Below are 16,243 nucleotides of genomic sequence, written 5' to 3'. Positions count from 1 at the left end.
GACGCCGTTAGCCTACGCTAAGCAACTGGCCGCGAAAGCGGCTACATTAACCCCTGACTCTAAAGCCATTTGCTACTGAATACGGGGAGACGTCGCCAATACCTATGCATAAGACGAAAAAAGGGGTTACGTCTGCACGTAACCCCTTGATTTTACTGGTGGCCCCCCCGTGAGTCGAACACGGCACCAACGGATTATGAGTCCGCTGCTCTAACCAAGCATGAGCTAGGGGGCCTAATGTTGAGGACTGACGTCCTCAACAAAACTTAATTGCCTTCCAGGAAGCTCTTGAGCTTGTCGGAGCGTGAAGGGTGACGCAGCTTACGCAGCGCTTTTGCCTCTATTTGGCGAATCCGCTCCCGGGTCACGTCAAACTGCTTGCCCACTTCTTCCAACGTGTGGTCAGTCGACATTTCGATACCAAAACGCATACGCAGCACCTTGGCTTCACGTGGCGTCAGAGAATCCAGAATGTCCTTGACTACACCGCGCATCGATGCGTGCAACGCTGCATCGGCTGGCGCCAGAGTGTTGTTGTCTTCAATGAAATCGCCCAGATGTGAATCATCGTCGTCGCCGATCGGTGTTTCCATCGAAATCGGTTCCTTGGCGATCTTCATGATCTTGCGGATCTTGTCTTCCGGCATTTCCATCTTGATCGCCAGCGTCGCCGGATCTGGCTCGGCACCAGTTTCCTGCAAGATTTGACGCGAGATGCGGTTCATCTTGTTGATGGTTTCGATCATGTGCACCGGAATACGGATAGTGCGCGCCTGGTCGGCGATGGAGCGGGTAATGGCCTGACGAATCCACCATGTCGCATAGGTCGAGAACTTGTAACCACGACGATATTCGAACTTGTCCACTGCCTTCATCAAACCGATGTTGCCTTCCTGGATCAGATCCAGGAATTGCAGACCACGGTTGGTGTACTTCTTCGCAATCGAAATCACCAGACGCAGGTTGGCCTCGGTCATTTCACGCTTGGCCATACGCGCCTTCTTCTCACCAGCGCCCATTTTCTTGTTGATGCCGCGCAAATCCGGCAACGGCAACACCACGCGTGCCTGCAGATCGATCAGTTTTTGCTGCAATTCCTTGATGGCCGGGACATTGCGGCTCAACACGGTGCTGTAAGGATGATTACCACTGACTTCGCCATCAACCCAGTCAAGATTGACTTCATTGCCAGGGAATACCTTGATGAAATGAGTACGCGGCATATTGCACTTGTTGACCGCCACATCCAGAATCTGACGCTCGATCTGACGTACTTCATCAACCTGCGCACGCAGGGTGTCGCACAACTTTTCAACGACCTTGGCAGTAAAGCGAATGCCCAGCAATTCGTTCGAAATAATTTCCTGTGCCTTGACGTAAGGCTTGGAGTTGTAACCTTCCTTTTCGAAGGCTTTACGCATGTTGTCAAACTGGGTCGAGATGGTGGCAAACTTGGCCAGCGCATCACGCTTCAACTGTTCCAACTGTTCAGCAGAGAAACCAGCAGCGCCAGAGCTACCGCCTTCGCCTTCTTCTTCCTCGTCTTCTTCCTCGTCCTCGTCCTCGTCTTCATCCTCTTCATCGGATGCAGCCGCAGTGACAACCGGCTCTTCGCCTTCGTTCAGGTCCACCAGGCCGTCAACGATTTCGTCGACCTTGATTTCGTCATTGGAGATCTTTTCGGCAGCTACCAGGATTTCAGCAATCGTGGTCGGGCATGCCGAGATCGCCTGAATCATGTCCTTGAGGCCATCTTCGATACGCTTGGCGATCTCGATTTCACCTTCGCGGGTGAGCAGTTCAACCGAACCCATTTCGCGCATATACATACGCACAGGATCGGTCGTACGTCCGAAATCAGAGTCAACTGTCGACAGCGCTGCTTCTGCAGCAGCTTCTGCATCATCGTCGCTGGCAACGTTGGCAACATTGTCCGACAGCAGTAACGTTTCCGCATCGGGAGCGTGTTCGTAGACCGCAATACCCATGTCGTTGAAGGTACCGATGATGCCTTCAATGGCCTCCGGATCAACGATGTTTTCAGGCAGATGGTCGTTGATTTCAGAGAAGGTCAGGAAACCACGTTCCTTACCTTGCTTGATCAGAGTCTTGAGCTTTTGGCGACGACGCTCGAGTTCTTCTTCGCTAGCCTCGGTGTCCGACGAAAACGCGTCCTTTAGCAAGGCCTTTTCCTTGGCCTTGCGATCCTTGGCCTTGGCTTTGTCCACCGCTTTCAGTTCAGCGCGCTCAACCGCATTGAGTGCGGCGATTTCGTCATTTTCAGGCTGAAATTCTTTCGGCTTGCGGCCACGGCGGCCCGGCACCTTGACCGACGGCAGAATATAGCCGGACGTATCAATGGCTGCCAGCGCTGCGGCATCGGTCGTTTGGCTTACGCCAGGCGCGATCATGACGCTGACGTCTTTGGCTTCGCCCTTGGCTGCCTTGACGGCAGGTTTGACGGTTTTCGTTTCAGGTTTCTTGGTTGTCACAGAAGCTTTCGATTGCACAGAAGCCGACTTTGAGTTGGCTTCAGATAAGTTCTTCTTTGTTGGCGTTACAGCCGCTTTGGTTACTGCTTTAGTTACATCCGGCGCTGCAGCGCGAACCGCCTTGGGAGCAGTTTTGGCACTGGATTTTTTCGCCGACGCTGCTACTGCAGCTGTTACTGACGACTTTACCGCCTTTACTGCCGATGCTGCTACCTTACCAGAAGGCTTGGAAGCAGTTGTTTTCGGGACCGATCTTGTTGCTACAGAACTCGACTTGGTTACTGACTTCGTTGCCGGTTTAACGACCGGCTTGGCTGCTGCTTTGGCAGCGGGTCTGACACTAATCGGTTTGGCACTGGGTTTAGCGCTCTTTGTGGGTGGTGTTGGAGTTTTTGCGGTTTTCTTCATTGCATTTGCCATAGAATCAACTGCCAAGTGAGTTACACTCATTGCGCCAATCAAACCATGCTGTCATGCCTCCCGTGTTCTCCTGCTACCTTGTGACGGTATCTGTCAAACACAAGTTGCCCGCGCAACGTTCCTAAATCTCTCGTCCCCTGCCTAATAAGTGTCTGCCAAGCAATTCAATCAAAGACCATGATTGCTTCGTCCTGCTAACCAACGGATGGTTCACGAAACTTTCGGTGGAAGCAATATCCATCTGCCTCCGAAATCAAAGCCGTACATAATACCATATATAGGTCGAATTTCCCCGAGATCAAGCCACTTGACGATAACGCAGAGTAGCAACTGTGCGTATTTTTACATGAAAATCTGACACTCCTAGCCGAACTCCGCACCACTCAATCGCTTCAGATGCTCTTTTTTCTGCATCAGTTCACGGTAACGCTGCCGCGCTGCATCATCTCGCAGACCAGCACTGGCAAGATGCTCCATCTCATCCTCGACCTGACGCATCTTGGTCTGTCGAACTGCGCCGGCCAACTCTTGCCGGACGACTTCAAACTCCGATTCAGTTTCGGCAGCGATCTCAGCAATCAGCGCCTCAAAATCCGGCCCCGCATCGCGCAAGTGCTCCACCAGACTAGCAAAATTGGCTTGTTCACCCATGCTACGGCTGACCTCAACCAATTGCGTCAGCATCTGCGCCTGATCCGGTGCTTGCCGACCAATTGCCTGTAACGCAGCCTCATCAAGATCGGCCGCCAACGCAGGATGCGCCACGAGCAAACGAATCACTTGACGCTCCAGTCCGACCGGTGCCATGCGCTTGCTCCTGGGCGGCGCCTTGCGCTGCGGCTGCTGTGCAATCGGCTTAGACAACTCAAACAGCGATTCGATCTCGGCAGGCGTAGTTTGCGTCACCTGCGCAAGACTGCGCACAATCTGCAAGCGCAGCGACGACGGTGGCAGCGCCTGCAACATCGGCTTGGCATCAAATTGCGCCCGCGCACGACCTTCTGGCGTCGTCATGTCGTTGTCACCAATGACTTCCTTGATCAGGAACTGAGACAATGGCATGGCATCGGCAACTTGTTGCGCAAATGCGTCAGCTCCCATTTCACGCACATAACTATCCGGATCATGCTCAGGCGGCAAAAACAGGAACTTGATGATCTTATTATCGGACGCATGCACCAGACAAGCATCGAGCGCACGGCGCGCAGCACGTCGTCCAGCACCATCGCCATCAAAACTGAATACCACTTGATCGGTCTGGCGCAACAGCTTCTGCACGTGCATTGGGGTGCAAGCAGTACCCAAAGTAGCCACGGCCTGTGGAAAGCCTAGCTGAGCCAGCGCAACCACATCCATATAACCTTCTGTTACGAGCACATAGCCAGCCTCGCGAATGGCCTGGCGCGCCTCAAAGAGACCGTATAACTCGTTACCCTTTTGAAACAGAGGCGTCTCGGGAGAGTTCAGGTATTTAGGCTCGCCGCCATCCATGACTCGACCACCAAATCCGATGACCTGCCCTTTTGTATTGCGAATGGGAAACATGACACGATCACGAAAGCGATCATAACGCTTGCGCCCCATACGCTGAGCACCATCCTCATCACCCTTGTCAATGACCAACCCTGCTTCGACCAATGCCGGCACGTCGTAATCCGGGAACACTGCCTTTAGTGCATCCCAACCATCGGGTGAGTATCCCAGTGCAAAACGTGCAGCGACTTCACCACTGACACCACGCCCCTTCAAATACGAAATCGCAGTTTGTGCGCCGCGCAATTGCTGGCGATAAAAGTCACTGGCAGCGGTCATCGCATCGGTGAGCGCCATGCTGCGCGCCTGCTGCTCGGCACGCTGGGCCGGAGGCAGCCGATCATCGCTATCCGGCACTACCATACCAACGCCTTGCGCAAGATCCTTGACTGCTTCGACAAAGCCCATCCCAGAGTACTCAATCAGAAAACTGATCGCTGTACCATGCGCGCCGCAGCCGAAGCAGTGATAAAACTGCTTGGTCGGGCTGACCGTAAAACTGGGCGACTTCTCATTGTGAAACGGGCACAGCCCCATCAGGTTGGCACCGCCCTTTTTGAGCTGCACGTAGCGCCCCACCACATCGACAATATCGACGCGGTTGAGCAAATCCTGAATAAATGACTGTGGAATCATCAGCGAAGATAATTCAGAGCAATATCAGGCACCACTGAGCGCGGCCTTGACCAGTGCTGATACCGCTGTCATGTCGGCGCGACCTGCCAGCTTGGGCTTGAGCACACCCATTACCTTGCCCATGTCCTGAGGACCGGCAGCACCAGTGGCAGCGACTGCTGCCTGGACTTCTGCCTTGATTTCGTCATCAGACAGACCAGCAGGCATGTAGGTCGACAAAATTGCCAATTCGGCCTTTTCAATCTCGGCCAGATCCTGACGACCGCCAGCTTCAAATTGGCTAATCGAATCCTTGCGCTGCTTGACCATCTTATCGATGATTGCCAGTACCAACGTGTCATTGAGTTCGACACGCTCATCGACTTCCTTCTGCTTCATGGCAGCAGTCAGGAGGCGAATCGTGCCAAGCTTGACGGCATCCTTGGCGCGCATCGCCGCCTTCATGTCTTCGGTAATTTGCTCTTTGAGACCCATTGCATGCTCCGGAAATAAATAAAGGCACGTAATCGCACGCACTAACGCGTAAAAGCGAAAACCCGCTGCGGAATTTCTCTCCGGAGCGGGTTCCACGTCGTCGCACCATAACGTGCGACGGAAATTCTTAGTACAGCTTCTTAGGCAGTTGCTGGCTGCGGATGCGCTTGTAATGACGCTTCACTGCAGCTGCCAGCTTACGCTTGCGTTCTGCTGTCGGCTTTTCGTAAAACTCGCGCGCGCGCAACTCGGTCAACAGGCCGGTTTTTTCGATGGTGCGCTTGAAGCGACGCATTGCGACTTCGAACGGCTCGTTTTCTTTAAGACGAATAGTGGTCATGTAAATTCAAACCAAAGAAGGTTAGGTTGGATATGGAAAGAACGCGATTGTAGCAGAATAGATCTGGCATTGGAAGAAGCATCGTCTCTTTTTTTCCAACCCACCCGAAAAAAGTACTTATAAATCAGACATTAACCCAAGACATCACTCCCAGGCAGTGTCTCTACACACTCCGAATGGGCGCGCTCAATTCAGCGCATTGCCAGCAGCAACACCCGATGCCCATGCCCACTGAAAGTTATACCCTCCCAGCCAGCCAGTCACATCAACCGCCTCACCGATAAAGTGCAGGCCCGGCACCTTGTTGGCCATCATGCTTTGTTGTGACAGCTCCTTTGTATTCACTCCACCGAGCGTCACTTCTGCTTTACGATAGCCTTCAGAGCCAGCAGGCTTAATGGACCAGCCATTGAGCGCCTGCCCCAAGGCACGCAATTGCTTGTCCTGCATGTCGGCAATGCGGGCTGCGCCATCGAAGCCATTCGCCTTGAGCAAGCCATCGGCCAGCCTGGTCGGTAACCACTGGGCGAGCAAATTACCGAGATTCTTTTTGAGCGTGCTCTTGCCTTCAATCAAGGTTTCGGCAACATCAATTTGCGGCAACAGATTCAATACCAACGGCGCACCTTCCTGCCAGTAACTGGAAATTTGCAAAATCGCCGGCCCCGACAAACCGCGATGAGTAAACAGTAAATCTTCCAGAAAATAGCCCTTCTGCTTCTTCACACCGGTTTCGACCTCGACCTCCAGCGCAATTCCGGACAATTCGGCAAAAGCTTGCCAGCCGGCACCATCGAAGGTCAACGGCACCAGCCCCGGACGCGGAGCGATCACATCAAGATCAAACTGACGTGCAATGCGATAGGCAAAATCTGTCGCACCGATTTTGGGGATCGATAAACCACCGGTGGCAATTACCAGTTGCCGAGCGAGAACCGCGCCGCTATCCGTATCCAGCCTGAACAACTCCCCCTCTTTACCAACAGCATCGACGGCACAAGGCATGCGCCAAGTCACATGCCCCAACTCACATTCGGATTTGAGCATGTCGATAATGTCTTCCGACGAGGAATCACAAAACAACTGTCCCTTGTGTTTCTCGTGATAGCCGATGCGATAGCGTTTGATCAGCGACAAAAAATCCTGCGGCGTGTAACGCGACAAGGCGCTCTTGCAGAAATGCGGATTCTGCGACAAAAAGTTGGCTGGTGTGGCACCAAGATTAGTGAAGTTGCAGCGACCACCGCCAGAGATGCGGATTTTTTCAGCCAGTTTGCCGGCATGATCGATTAACACCACCGACTTGCCGCGCTGTCCAGCGACTGCGGCACACATCATGCCAGCAGCGCCGGCACCGATCACAGCAACATCATATTGTTTTGTCATATTTTGCTTCCACCCCTGCATGCAGCAGAGATGCAAGCAAGCGGCATTATTGAAAGTAAGAAGGCGGCGACTGATTCATCCACAACTCAGACGACAGTCGCATCATATCGTTGAGCGATCCGCGCTTGGCAAATGCCTCACGCAACCAGCCTGCGTCACTCAAGCGATGAGTGGCCATGTGCTGCAAACGTTTGAGCGTGACATGCTCAACTTCATTTTGCACATACGGCTGCAAACGCGTCAGCTGCGCCAGCACGTGCTCGTAGATCGGCAGTTTACTCGAAGTTGCTACTGTCTCACCATGCACGGCCAACATACCATTGAGACCAAAGCGGCTGGCTTCGAAACGATTGTACTGATACAGCAGATAAAAATCATCGCTAATGACGAAAGGCCGCTCAGTCAGTATCCAGCGCGCCAGTAGTTGCGCATAAGCACCCAGATGCGCTGCATGCTCGATGGTCAGCGGGGTATCACAGACACGAATTTCCACGGTGCCATATTCTGGCTTGGGACGAATGTCCCAATAAAAATCCTTCATGCTGGCGATGATACCAATATGCAAAAGCTCTTCATAATAACGTTCGAAATCCCTCCAGCGTGTATGCAGAGGCGCCGTACCCGACAACGGAAACGCACGTACGACATTGCTGCGCGACGAGTCAAAGCGGGTATCCGCACCCTGATAAAAAGGCGAAGCTGCCGACAGTGCAATGAAATGGGGAACAAAGCGAGAAAAGGCATGGGTCAGATACAAGGCATCGTCCCCATTGGGCACACCGATATGAATATGCTGACCAAACACCGTAAAGGTCTTGGCTAGATAGCCGTATTTCTCGTGCAGATGAAAAAAGCGTTCACTGGGCGTGATACGTTGTTCGTTCCAATGTTGGAACGGATGCGCGCCACCGCCAGAGACATCAATATTGAGATGCTGTGCGCCACGGTTGAGCGCGGCGCGCAATACCTTCAGCTCATCAATCAGGGCATCAACACGGGTATGCACCCCCGAGTTGAGTTCAATCATACCCTGCGTCATTTCCAGCTTGATCTGCTCCTTGAGCTCGCGCGGAGCGATCCAGGTCAGCAAATCCACGGCATCACTGGCAAGATTGTAATTACGCCGGTTCACCAGCTGCAATTCAAGCTCGATACCCATCGTGCACGGTTGTGACGGGGTAAAAGGCAAGAAACTTGACTCGGTTGTATTACTACCGGAATCCGCATTGTCGGTCTTGATATCGGAAGTCAATATGAAATGATTCATTCGCGGCCGCTTTCACCAGAGTTGATCAGTGCAAATTGAGTCGCCACTGGACCAGTCAGTTCCAGCACGATCAGGCAACCGGCCAAAAGTGGAACAACCTCAGCGGTGGTATGAGGGTATAACGAAGAAATCGTCTGCATCAACCCCACCCCAACTTCCGTCATCGGTAGCGTCCCCAGTGTGAGCAATCCTGCCTGACGCCAGTTCATGCGCGCCAGTCGTGCGAACACAAATATCCCGCAACCCATCGCAACAAATCTTGCCGCTACCAGAATCAGTACCGGCAAACCGACCAGCATCAGGTCAGACACCCGCATCGACGCCCCAACCGTGACAAACAGCATCACCATGAACAATTCATTAGCGACGCCGAATTCCAGCTCCATCAGATCGTATTGTCGATCAAGATTTTTGGACAGGATGGCGAACATCAGCATGGCCAGCATCACCGGCAAATGCAGCGCATGGGCAACACCGATCGCCATCGTGATAACAGCGATGACGAGTACGAACTGGCGACTACGCTGACGTCCGAGCAAGCGTGCCAATGGCATCGTCAGCCAGTATGTCAGGTAGGCCAGCAGCAGTGAACCAAACAGGGAGTACAGGGTATGTGCCAGCAATGTCAGTAGCGGTGTGCCGGACTCCTGAGCGATCCATGGCAACAAGGCATAGGCGGCAAGAATCGCGACAAAATTATTGAGTGCGGTCATGGTCGCCAGGCGACGCGTTACCTGCCCTTCTGCCTTGAGGTCGCGCAATACCACCAAGACGACCGCCGGCGCAGTCGCGATGGCCCAGATTCCGCCCAGCAATGCAGGTGCCTGTGCGGTCCCGAACCAGAGCAGGGCCAAACTGACAAAGCCAAAACACAGCACGGCAGATACTGCTACGGTTGCCAGCAGCCATCTTTCGCGACGCAACCAGCCCAGATCCACATAGCGGCCAAGTTGATACACCACCAGCGCCACCGCAATGTCGGCAAAAATACTGGTGACATGTAAAACATCACCAGTGAGCAGGTTGAGCCCGCCGCCTCCCAACACAAATCCGACCAGCAAATAGCCCGTGATACGTGGTATCCAGGGTGATTTGGAAACGATGTAACCGGCAATCAAACCAAACAGCAGCAAGCTACCGAATAGCAACAAGGCGTTGAACTGCAACGGCTGCGCCAGGGTGAAAGGTGGAAGGGTCCACTGCATCGCGCCTCCTGTGAGATGTCAATTTGTCATGCCCGCCATAGATCTTCAACGGCAAGCTTGGAGCATAGACAATTAACTATTGTTCCCACAAATTTCCATCCGCAGTAATCAGCGCTGATTTGATGTGTTTATCCGGGAACAATGGTGCCAACGCACCGCGATATCCTGTCAGTTGCGCCTGATAGGCGCTGCGCTCGCTGTCCAGCAGCTTGCGCTTGTAATCAAGCACCCAGACTTCGCTATCGAAGACGACGACCCGATCACAACGCAAGACCCCCTGGACAGTAACAATTTCCATTTCATTGCGTGCAAAGCGGTATAAATTCGGATTGAAGAACCTTTCCAGCGCCACCTGCGACAGCATCTGCTGCGCCTGCGCTCGCACCGTAGTTGCCAGCACCAGTGAGCAAGGCAACCAGCGTGCAATCTCTGATGGCGACGGCAGCTTCACTGGCCAGCCTGCCTGCGTGTGCGTGACTCGCTCCAGCAGGCCGTGCAACGCCACCCCTTCTGCAATCGCTTCATTGTCTATAGCGACCGGCTGCACAGCAGGTGGGCACGGTACAGGTTCGAACAAGGATAAAGAAAAGGTTTCTGAGACCAGATGCTCGGCCTCATGATCGGTAGCTTCTGGCTGCACGGTTAAATAGTCAACCTCTTCACTGCTACGATCAAACAGCCGGTGGTACCAGCTTCCCTCCTGCTCGCCACCGGCCAGAGCTCCTCTGGTACTGGCAACCCCACTGACGATCAGCAATTGCTTGGCACGGGTAATGGCGACATAGAGCAAATTCCAGTCTTCCTGCGTCCGGAATCCATCTTCAGCAGCAAACCAGGGAGAACGAGCAAGACCACGTTCACTCTTGCGTCCGAATGCCGAAAAATGCGTAGGTGCATCCTGATCCTGTGGCCAGTCGCACAAGATGCCGATATTGTCTGTCGCTGGGTCACTATGATTGGTGTCGAGCATGATCACCACCGGTGCTTCCAAGCCCTTGGCGCTATGCACCGTCAAAATTCGTACCGCATCGGCAGCGGCGTCCACACTGGCCTCATCCGGCGCATCACTGTCGGCATGACGCTGTAGACTGGCCAGCGCGTCGATGAATTTGGGCAGACTCGGGAAGCGGCCAGCATCCAGATTCAGAGCCAGCTCGACAAACGATTCGATATTGCCAATGGTTTGGGCCCGCATTGCCGGCGCTACCGATTGGGCATACCGCGCCACTAATTGTCCCTGATGCAAAATCATGTCGAGCAAATCGTGTACCGGATAGCGAGGTGCCGCCTGCAGCCACTGCGCGAGCAACGTCGCTGCACGCGCCATCGGCGGCGTCGCCTCACCTAACCGATACTGCGCTTGCAGTCGTTGCCACCAGTGTGGTTCAGGGCGTTGCGCCAGCACGATCAGATCTCTGTCGCTGGCGCCGATGATTGGACTCTTCAATACGTGGGCCAGCGCGCGCGTATCGTTGGGCGTGATCAAGAAATTCAACAATGCAATCAGGTCAGCGATTTCCAATGCATCAAGCAATCCACCACGCTTGTCAGAGATAAAGGGAATCCCGGCCTCGCGCAACGCTGCTTCGTAGGACATTAAATGGCGGCGCTTTTTGACCAGCAGCATAACGTCGCTCCATTTGAGCGAGCGCTCGCCCTGCTGCCCCGGCACGCGCAACTGTCGACGCGCTTGTAAAATCGCCTGTGCTACCAGACGCCCTTCATCGCGGCGGCGCGCATCATCCTCTTCGTCGCGCGGCGTTGTCAGCGGGTTTCGCAATGCCGTCACGGACGTTGCCGATGTGACAGCATCAGTCTCATCCAGTACCGGCGCTTGTACCAAAGGCAAGCGCCACACTGCACCGCCCTGCAACCCCAGCGTCGTCTGTGCAGCAAACAAGGGATTACGTCCTACAAAACTGGTATTCAGGAACCCAACTATGGCACTGGCATTGCGGCGCGTCTGATTGGCACGCAGAACCAGCGCGCCTTGTTGCTCCAGCAGACTGCGTGCAGCCTGAAATACCCGTGGCTCGGCGCGACGGAACCGGTAAATGGATTGCTTGGGATCGCCCACCACAAACACCGTCGGCTGCATCGTGTCATCACCGTAGGCACGTAACCAGGCGCGTACGATGCTCCACTGCAAAGGATTGGTATCCTGAAATTCATCTAGCAGAATATGTTTGTATCTGGCATCAAGACGGCTCTGCAGGTAAGCGGCAGTCGCCTCATTGGTCAGGAGTCGATAGGCATGCCATTCGAGATCGGCAAAATCGAAAACACGCTGCTCAGCCTTGACCTCCTGATAGGCATCCAGATAGGTACGTCCTGCGGTGAACAGGGCGGCGTTCAATCCGACCACCACTTTCTCTGCGCTACGTAACTGCAAGTCGCGCAAAGTACTGCCAAGCGCATCAAACAAGTCATCAAACAGGGTCACTGCCTGATCTTCATCAACCGAAAAATGTGCTGCGAGTGCCGCCTTGAGCGCCTTGGTCCGGGTGTTGTTACCACGTGGTTTATCGTTATCATCGTAGAACTGCGATGCCAGAGCGGCGAAATTTTCAGGCGATGCCTCACCGCTGACCAGCGTCTCAATCGTGATCGCGCGCTTCTGGTTGGCGCTCGCACCTTTACCCAATATCGCAGCCACCTCCAGCAAACGCGCCTTGAGCGTGTCGTCCTGCCAGACCTGTAGCCGCGCATCCTGCAATGCATCGTTGCCACACAAATCCTGCAACCACCGTAGCGGTGCATCATCGGATGATAGCGGTGGCATGGTCGCAGCCCACCATTCGGCGCGCTTGTCGAGAAATGCATCCAGCAAGCGCTTGGCGCCACTATCCCCAGCCAGCTCATACAGCGCCAGCAAGGCATCCTTCTGTTCGCGCTGAGCTGGCTTTTGTATTGCCTGCATGAAGCGGCGATACGCCTCATTCATCAACTCACCGTTCTTGTCGGTCAGCGTATAGCCGTGCGGAACTCCGGACGCCAGCGGTGCCAGTTGCAACAGTCGGGCAAACCAGCTGTGGAAGGTATCGATCGACAGGCTTTGTTGACCTGACAGAATCTGTTCATACAGTGACCGCGCCAGGGGCATCACACGCGCCAGCTCACTCTCTGACACACCACGCTCACGCAGCAGCTGGCGCGCCTGTTCAGCAGGCGCCAGCGTCAACTCGTGCAGCAGCTCCATGAGCCGCTCGCGCATTTCCTGCGCAGCCTTGCGGGTAAAGGTGATGGCCAGTAGTTCAGCCGGCTTGGCGCCAGCCAGCAAGAGCCGCAACATCCGCGCGACCAGCAGCCAGGTTTTACCGCTGCCGGCACATGCCTCAACCACGACTGAGTAACGCGGATCGCAGGCGGCAGCCGTAAACGCTTCTGCCGGCGCCGGTTGTGCGTTAATTTCGTAGGCAGAAATATCGACCGTCATTACCATGCTCCCTTGCGGCACAGACCGCGTACTTCACAATACTGGCAGACCGATTCGACGCCATTGGCCGGTAGTGCTGCACCCTCCTGGACTGAACGGAATACATGCACAATCTGTTGCTGCAAATCCTGCTGCCGTTGCTCAAAATCAGGCGCTGCAACATCGCCTGTCTGATCCTTATAGGTTTCCAGGGCAACATAGTGCGCGCCCTGCAAACGCTGGCCGGAAAGCAAGCCATAAAACGGCAACTGATGATCTTCCGCATCCTTGAGCTTGGTTACTAGCGATGGCAGCGTACGCGTCTTGTAATCGAGTACGACACGTTCAACTTGATCACCCTCGGTATGCTCATCGATACGGTCTAGTCGTCCGTGCAGCTCGATCTCACCACCCGGCCAGTCAAGCTTGTGCTGCAACGCTTCTTCACCGAGGACAAAATACCAACCCTGCGCTTCTCGCTCATTGGCCCAACGCAAATAGGCAGGCATGACCTTGTACCAGCGCGCGGCATAACCAAGCGCCACCGGATGCTGATCAATGGCGGCATCAAATACCTGTGCCGAAATCTTTGCCAGCAAGGCATCACGTTCTGTCAGCGGAGTTCGTTGATCACGTACCGTGTCGTGATAGGTCATCAAGATCTCGTGCAGCCAGCCACCGTAGTCACGTTTCTCGGGCATATCGGACAATTCATCGAGCACGCTCACGCGCAACATGCGTAATGCAAAAAACTGATACGGACACGCCACCAGGCTGTTATAGCCACTCGCCGACAGACGGGTCGGTAACAGGCTGGGGGCAGTCGGGGTTGGCATGCTGGGTAACATGCCGCTGAGCTGCTGCTCAGGCAGCGGCAAGCGCCATGTGCGCAGCGGTGACATACCAGCGCGTGCAAGACAGAGTTGCAAACGCTCCAGCCAGGGGCTGACGGGATTGGGTTCGCCGTCCACATGCGTCTGCCAACTCAGCACCACCTCTTGATTGCTACACAACAGTTCCGCCAGATCTCGCAACTGTTGACGCTGGCGACTCTGCCGCGTCGGCAAGCCGAGCTCGTGCCGTACAGCATTGGAAAAGAACAGGGTTTCCTGTGGTTGCGAAGGCAAATGTTGCGCATCGGCACCAAGGACCAGCACTGCATCAAAATGCCGCAACCGGGCACCGTTGAGTGGCAACATGACAACGCGCCGATCACTGATCGGCGGCATGAACGTGACCGTGTCGAGTTGCAGATTGAGCAAGGCACGCCACTCAGAAAATGTGAACAGGTCGCCGCTTTCCTTGTCCTGATCACCGTTGCCGCCTTGCTCACCCTGCTCCGCCCCCAGCGTCTCCAGCATTTCAAGCACTTGCTGGCCAGCAGTATCGTCCTGCAACGCAACGCGCATATCCAGCGCATCCAGCAATTGCCGCGCGCAGATACGCCAGCCGCGCAAGCTCTTACGCCCCTCAAACACGGCCGCCTGCCGGGCAATCGCCTGCAGACAATCTGAGGCTGATGAAGTCTCGTCAAAGGCCGTCAAAATACTGCGCCACTCACCGACAATGTTATTGCGCCGCAATTGCCATTCAATCTGCATCACGACGGCTGCCTTGTCTTCCATGCTGGCAAACAGGAACGGTGACTTGAGCAGATCCAGCAAGGCTCTGGTTTCGCCACGTGAAGTCACGACCTCGCACCACGCAGCCAATGCGGCCGCTGCACGCGTGGTTGAAAGCTTCCAGCCGGTTTCATCGGCCACCGCCACCTGCGCACGTTCGAGCAACGCACGCAGACGACGGGCGCTGACTCGATCCTGCGCTACCACAGCGATATCTTGCTTGCCTTGCGCCAGCCACGCCAGTACGATCTGCGCGCTTTGTACGGCGCCATCTTCGAGACTCACCGCTGGACACAAAGCCAAGGTCGGCACGTCCATACTGGAGGCAAACAGATCATCGGATGGCGGCGGCAAGGCGCTATCGCACAATTCCGGCCACGCCGTCTGATACAGCAGCGGTACATCCGGACCGCGCCAGTCGAGTAGGACCGGTTGTACCTCGGCATGTCGGGCATAGACATCCAAAAACGCCTGCTCCATCGGCTCAGCGGCAACCGGACTCAACCAAATCAACGGTGCCAGTGCAGGCGCACCCGCAGTCGGCTGCGCCAGTGCCAACAGGCGGGCAAAGCGCCGCACATGCTTGTCGTCGTCATCGAGCTGACTTTTCCAGATCGACCAGACCAGTTGCGCCTCATCCGACAGGATGCTGCGTGCAGCGGGAGTCAACTGCTTCAGCGCTGCCTGCCAGCGCGCATCAGCATCATCTGGCGCAAGCTGCATGGCCGGCAGCAACGCCTGGGTCAATTCATCGGAAAGTGACAATAAGGTTTGCGCCAGTGGCAACAAATCGGTATTGCGACGTGCCGAAAACATTTTCTTGAGCCAGCCATGCTGGCGCAACTGGGCATACAGCAGCATGATGCGCTGGCTGTCATCAAGCACCGGCTGCGGTGTCTGCAGGGCCAGCCAGCCAGCCAGCGTGTTGATGCGCGGCGCGATGAAGGATGTTGCTGCCGGAGCGCTGCGCGCTGCCAGCGCCTGCGTCAGTCCGGCACGCCAATGGATTGCATGCGAAAACGCCGGCACCACCACCTGCACTCCTGAAAAATCGCGACTCCCTGCCTGCATGCGTTGTCCTAACACCTGATCCGGCTCTAACAAGGCCTCAGCAGCATGACGCCAGAAATCAGCAGAAGGATTGATCAACAAGGGGGAATGCAGCATGGGCACAAGAAATCGAAGTGAAATAGAAGGAAAATGACAAATAAATATCAATCGCAGGCATTGCCAAAAACTATCATCGAGCATGCCACGGGGCATTGTATGCGAGAGCACAGTGCATTTGTGGCAATCCCGCATCGCCCGCCAGGCCACGCCGGCGGGCCGGTTAACGGATACCGCAGTGCACCCCCACTTTTTCTGAAAATCGGTTATGATTGGCCCCGTATTCAGCCGATCACCCGCTGCCGCACTTCAAAATAACTTGAATCAAGGCGCAACGACTCCATCT

10 protein-coding genes and 1 tRNA gene are annotated in these 16,243 nt (G+C 55.0%); 1 reads left to right on the top strand and 10 read right to left on the bottom strand.

Annotation, left to right across the window (positions count from 1 at the left end; all coding sequences use genetic code 11):
* Nucleotides 1–156: 156 nt before the first annotated feature.
* Nucleotides 157–235, bottom strand: a tRNA-Ile gene (locus FHW66_RS16550).
* Between the two features lie 31 nt (nucleotides 236–266).
* Nucleotides 267–2,492, bottom strand: coding sequence for an RNA polymerase sigma factor RpoD (gene rpoD / locus FHW66_RS16545; protein WP_183380917.1), 2,226 nt, complete (start codon nucleotides 2,490–2,492; stop codon nucleotides 267–269).
* On the opposite strand from rpoD, the gene FHW66_RS21260 reads away from it, so the two are divergent.
* On the top strand, nucleotides 2,410–2,931 hold the full coding sequence (locus tag FHW66_RS21260; protein WP_370543492.1) for a hypothetical protein: 522 nt from the start codon (nucleotides 2,410–2,412) through the stop codon (nucleotides 2,929–2,931). The genes rpoD and FHW66_RS21260 overlap by 83 nt on opposite strands.
* Before the next feature lie 344 nt (nucleotides 2,932–3,275).
* Here the strand turns inward: FHW66_RS21260 and dnaG are convergent, their stop codons facing one another.
* From dnaG to FHW66_RS16500, 8 genes are all read right to left on the bottom strand, one after another.
* Complete coding sequence (gene dnaG / locus FHW66_RS16535) at nucleotides 3,276–5,081, bottom strand: DNA primase (RefSeq protein WP_183380916.1); 1,806 nt, start codon at nucleotides 5,079–5,081, stop codon at nucleotides 3,276–3,278.
* 24 nt (nucleotides 5,082–5,105) lie between these two features.
* Entirely contained in the window at nucleotides 5,106–5,555 is a 450-nt protein-coding gene (locus FHW66_RS16530; RefSeq protein WP_183380915.1) for a GatB/YqeY domain-containing protein, read from the bottom strand.
* A gap of 127 nt (nucleotides 5,556–5,682) precedes the next feature.
* Entirely contained in the window at nucleotides 5,683–5,895 is a 213-nt protein-coding gene (gene rpsU, locus FHW66_RS16525; protein ID WP_005665410.1) for a 30S ribosomal protein S21, read from the bottom strand.
* Between the two features lie 186 nt (nucleotides 5,896–6,081).
* Entirely contained in the window at nucleotides 6,082–7,281 is a 1,200-nt protein-coding gene (locus tag FHW66_RS16520) for an NAD(P)/FAD-dependent oxidoreductase (protein WP_183380914.1), read from the bottom strand.
* A gap of 46 nt (nucleotides 7,282–7,327) precedes the next feature.
* The gene (locus FHW66_RS16515) at nucleotides 7,328–8,440 is read right to left on the bottom strand and encodes a YbdK family carboxylate-amine ligase (protein WP_370543490.1); all 1,113 of its coding nucleotides are present in this window, start codon (nucleotides 8,438–8,440) and stop codon (nucleotides 7,328–7,330) included.
* Between the two features lie 104 nt (nucleotides 8,441–8,544).
* Nucleotides 8,545–9,753 carry a cation:proton antiporter gene (locus FHW66_RS16510; protein WP_183380912.1) on the bottom strand — a complete coding sequence of 403 codons (1,209 nt, stop codon included), beginning with the start codon at nucleotides 9,751–9,753 and terminating at the stop codon, nucleotides 8,545–8,547.
* Between the two features lie 76 nt (nucleotides 9,754–9,829).
* Nucleotides 9,830–13,189, bottom strand: coding sequence for an exodeoxyribonuclease V subunit beta (locus tag FHW66_RS16505; protein WP_255459012.1), 3,360 nt, complete (start codon nucleotides 13,187–13,189; stop codon nucleotides 9,830–9,832).
* Nucleotides 13,189–15,957 (bottom strand): PD-(D/E)XK nuclease family protein, encoded by a 2,769-nt coding sequence (locus tag FHW66_RS16500; RefSeq protein WP_183380910.1) that lies wholly within the window; start codon nucleotides 15,955–15,957, stop codon nucleotides 13,189–13,191. The genes FHW66_RS16505 and FHW66_RS16500 overlap by 1 nt, the downstream gene beginning before the upstream one ends.
* Nucleotides 15,958–16,243: the final 286 nt, after the last annotated feature.

Origin of the sequence: Herbaspirillum sp. Sphag64, from assembly GCF_014192645.1 — a bacterium.
Taxonomy (GTDB): domain Bacteria; phylum Pseudomonadota; class Gammaproteobacteria; order Burkholderiales; family Burkholderiaceae_D; genus Herbaspirillum.
The sequence above is the reverse complement of the archived record's forward strand: the minus strand, read 5'-3'. Positions and strand labels throughout refer to the sequence as shown.

Coding starts and splice junctions, on each gene's coding strand:
- FHW66_RS21260 (WP_370543492.1), top strand. CDS start 2,410: ATGACGCTGACGTCTTTGGCTTCGCCCTTGGCTGCCTTGACGGCAGGT.
- dnaG (WP_183380916.1), bottom strand. CDS start 5,081: ATGATTCCACAGTCATTTATTCAGGATTTGCTCAACCGCGTCGATATT.
- FHW66_RS16530 (WP_183380915.1), bottom strand. CDS start 5,555: ATGGGTCTCAAAGAGCAAATTACCGAAGACATGAAGGCGGCGATGCGC.
- rpsU (WP_005665410.1), bottom strand. CDS start 5,895: ATGACCACTATTCGTCTTAAAGAAAACGAGCCGTTCGAAGTCGCAATG.
- FHW66_RS16520 (WP_183380914.1), bottom strand. CDS start 7,281: ATGACAAAACAATATGATGTTGCTGTGATCGGTGCCGGCGCTGCTGGC.
- FHW66_RS16515 (WP_370543490.1), bottom strand. CDS start 8,440: ATGGGTATCGAGCTTGAATTGCAGCTGGTGAACCGGCGTAATTACAAT.
- FHW66_RS16510 (WP_183380912.1), bottom strand. CDS start 9,753: ATGCAGTGGACCCTTCCACCTTTCACCCTGGCGCAGCCGTTGCAGTTC.
- FHW66_RS16505 (WP_255459012.1), bottom strand. CDS start 13,189: ATGACGGTCGATATTTCTGCCTACGAAATTAACGCACAACCGGCGCCG.
- FHW66_RS16500 (WP_183380910.1), bottom strand. CDS start 15,957: ATGCTGCATTCCCCCTTGTTGATCAATCCTTCTGCTGATTTCTGGCGT.